The organism is Bacillota bacterium (assembly GCA_012839765.1).
In the GTDB taxonomy this organism is placed as follows: domain Bacteria; phylum Bacillota; class Limnochordia; order DUMW01; family DUMW01; genus DUMW01.
The window spans coordinates 1-3,743 of the sequence record DUMW01000120.1; the positions used below are offsets into that span (position 1 = coordinate 1).

A 3,743-nucleotide genomic window follows, 5' to 3' on the forward strand; every position below is an offset into this window, starting at 1 on the left:
GATGGCCTGCCGGCGCACCGCCGCCTCCTTGCTGGTGTAGGCGCCCTTCCAATAGAGTTTGTTCGCAAAAAGATCGGGAATAATGGATACACATTGCAAGCCTAGATCATCCAAGGCCCTTTTCATTTCCTTGGCATTGTCCACGTCAATGTCCCAGGTGCCCACCAGTTCGATGCCCTTGACATATTCGATGGCTGCCGCCTGTTTGAGCATCTCCATGGTGGTGGGATTGGTCTTGTATCCGCCGCAAAAGCGATCCTTCGTATTCCCTAGGTTTCCCAGGATAACTGAGTATCTCCGCATCACTGCTTCATTCCTCCCTGTGTAACTGCCGTTCAAGCCAGGAGCGTAAAGCTGGCGTGTCCAAAGTCCGGGTGATCTGAAAGATGCCCGCGGGACCCTCGGTAAACCCTAGATATACGTAAATATGTTGTACTCCCCGTTCCAAATCGATCACAGCACCCCCGGGATGCATCCCGTCGGGATGTAGCCCGTTTTCCAGGGGGATCGGTGTGACTACCCGCTTGGCCAGCAATGTGGCCTCATAACGCCAATTGCTGCTACCTGTCAACAGGTCCGCCGGGTCAATACTCCAAAGATTCAAGGTCAATTGACTATGATCCTTAGTTTGGCCCTCGCCACCTCCGCTCCGGTTGGTGACCACTGCTTCAATGCGCTGAGTAACAGGGTTGTAGGATATATCCACCGTGTCCTGGGACCAGGGTCCAAAGCCACCGTTCCCACTCAATGCCCGCACATCGGAAGCTTTAATGTTCGTAGAGTAGGGCTCAAGACTCAGGGATTCCTCTTCCGAAGAAACCAACTGTACATACCGCCAGGTTTCGTCGGACGCGTCATAGCTGCCGTGAGAACGGGCAAGTAGTACCAGGCGGTCGGCAAACACTAAAGCGGCTGGTTCCACCGGCTTAGCAAAGGACGGCAGGTCCTGTTTTGTCTCGTACCAGGTTTCTCCTAGATCCTTTGAATACCTGATCCAGGTTTCGTCGGCCATAGTCCCCAACGAGTCTATCTCATAGTGTCCAAAGGCCATAGCGCCGTACTCCGGATGTTCGACAATCCGCGGGCCCATGTTGGTCCTGGGCCCCTGCAATTGCGCGCCGCTAAAGGCCTCGGGCAGATGCTCCCAGGTTACTCCGGCATCCTTGGAACGAAAGAATCCATAGGGAGTAATCAGTAAGATCGATCCATCGCCCATGGTACCGATGGCGTTCCCGAAACCAGCTTTACCTTGATCAACGGGGGCCTTGATAAACTGCCGGATGTCCACCGGTTTAGACCAAGTCTTTCCGCCATCCCTAGAGCGGATCACCACTGCTCGACTTGTATATTGGTCTGCTGGCAAGTTGCCCCAGTGGGCCGGCGTCCGCTGATAGACCAGAACAATGGTGTCATCAACCATGGTAGCTACAGGCCAACCGAAATGCCAGTTACTTCCGAACAGATTATCCCCGACGGGAATGGCCACCGGATGGACTTCTAGAATACCCTCAGAATACAAGGCCGCGGGATCGGTTCCCAGGAGCAACTCCACAGGAATCACGCTCTGAGAGGCCCCGCTCACTTGGTGCGCCACCGTTGCAGGTAACTCCACGGAAAAGGTGATCCGTGCAATATGCTGATCCAAAGGCAGGTTGCCCAACCCCAATTTCAATCCCGTCGGCTCACCGGTAACCTGAATTCCCTCCTTCCACAGCAGCATATCCTTAACCATCAACTGCCATTTGCCGCCCCGAAACACCTCTATATCTGCTGAGACTTTGAATGGTTCCAACGAAACTGGTCCATCGGCCAGAATCTCTACGTCACTGATCCATTCATGCAGGGTGTAGGTCGGGTTTGAAAAGACGATGTCCACAATACCCTCCACCACTTCCACCGGAATATGTCCCAGATCCCAAGTTCCGCCATCAACCCGATACTCTAAACGGACAACCCCCTCACCCACCGACAGAGGAGCCGGATCAATCGATGTTTCCAAGCCCGTCGGTGAACTAGCAAATCGGTCAAGGAGTACCCCATCTGCAGTAACCAGAACAAATTCCCCCGTGGCATCGATGGGAACCGGATCCAACGACACTCTTAGCGGTGCATTTTTACTAATCCGGATAGATCTTCCACCGCTCGCCATCTGGGATAACCGCCATGCCACTCCCACCGGAAGATAGATAGACTCATGGACAGTCACGGCAACATGGGAATCCTCCAGACTAGGGTTTAGGGTAGCCCCGTACGGTGCAACACCGATCCGACCTCGATATATGTGTTCACCGGCGGTCAAGTCATAGACGGACAAATCGATCAAATGTTCTTTGGAACAGTAACTCAGCACCGTTCGGTACTGATGGCCGGTTCGGGGCGAAAGGGACACTAAATGCTTCCCAGTGCCTTCGGGCAAGAAATCCGCATCCCCTTCGACGCGCAGCCACCATTGGGCAAACCAGGAGCTATCCTTAGCCCAAACAAGGCTGAAAAGCTTTTGATCACCATCGGCTAACCCAACCAATTCGATGGTGGCACCCTGCGTTTCCGTATAAGTAAAAAGCGTTTCGATGGTCAGCGGCACCTCTGGTTCACGTGAGTAAGCCACGCTCCAAAACAAACCCAGAAGCAGCAGGCAAGTGCAGAGTTTGAAAAAGCCTTGTCTCATCTTTCTAATCCTTCCTTCACCCTCTCCCGGGAGAAGGGGACAGAAGTCCCCTTCTTATCAACGGCCAATCTCGGAAATCCGGATATCACCCCAGTACACATCGGTGGAGTTTCCGTCACCATTAAAGAAAAGCCCCACCGCATAGCTGAGGTTTCCTGCCGGTGTCGACGTCCGAAAATCGACCCCCGTCATCAGAGGTTTGTAATCAACATAAACATCCACCTTCTGGTCCGCAAGTCGGAAGACGACCCCAAGCTTGTAAGACCGGAGGTTTTCATCGGCGAAGTATTTGCCTACGTCGGCGATACTGGCATAGGGCGGCCAGGTGGGCTGTCCGTGATACAGGTAAACACCAGTGAATTCCCCGGTAGACAGCCACACCGTTGTCTCCACGAGGATATCGGAGTCGGCATGGAGGAGCGTAACCGTTGGCATCACCGCGTGGGCATTGGCCCGTCCGCCATCGAAGCCCATTAGGGCCCGGCCTCCGGAGGCTTCCGCCAGCTCCACCACCTTGAAATCTGCTGCATCTAGTGGATTGAAGGGCAACCAACCGGCGGGAAACTGATCTAACTCAAAGCCCGTAAAGTCGGTGTAATACAGCTCAGCGATCTCGTTAATACTCGTAAAATTAAGCTGCCTTTCACCGTCTTTCCAATGGATTTCTAACGTATAGGTGGTATTGGGGGAAAACTTCTCTTGAGGAACAAAGACCAGCTCATTCCCCTGTACTGTCACTTCCCCTACTACACTGGGTTCTAGCTTCAACTTCACATCGGTAGGCGGCACCGAAAAGACAACTCTGATGGGAGTGAAGTTGAAAACCCCCGTTGTGCCGTCCTCCAGAGAGACACTCAAAAGGCTCACCCGCTGATTAAGGAAGCAAGAGGTTGAAAGCAGCAGGCAGCATAGTAGCAGAATCCGTATCCCTGTTTTTTGCATTCTTTACACTGAGGTTTTGACATAAGGTTTGTGGGGTTGGGACGGTTTTTCGTTGTCGCGAGAAAAAGTTCTGTGGCGTTGCAGGAGATCCAGAAAATTCCGCGAACTTATCAGATAATTGCAGTTTCGCGGA

Annotated in this window: 3 protein-coding genes; all 3 read right to left on the minus strand. The window is 53.1% G+C overall.

The annotated features are described in order from the left end of the window. A partial coding sequence (locus GXX57_11535; GenBank protein HHV45275.1) for a sugar phosphate isomerase/epimerase occupies window positions 1–303 on the minus strand: 303 nt, incomplete at its 3' end. Window positions 304–310: 7 nt separating this feature from the next. Then, window positions 311–2,608, minus strand: coding sequence for an exo-alpha-sialidase (locus GXX57_11540; protein ID HHV45276.1), 2,298 nt, complete (start codon window positions 2,606–2,608; stop codon window positions 311–313). 117 nt (window positions 2,609–2,725) lie between these two features. Continuing rightward, window positions 2,726–3,526 carry an Ig-like domain-containing protein gene (locus GXX57_11545; GenBank protein ID HHV45277.1) on the minus strand — a complete coding sequence of 267 codons (801 nt, stop codon included), beginning with the start codon at window positions 3,524–3,526 and terminating at the stop codon, window positions 2,726–2,728. Window positions 3,527–3,743 lie beyond the last annotated feature (217 nt).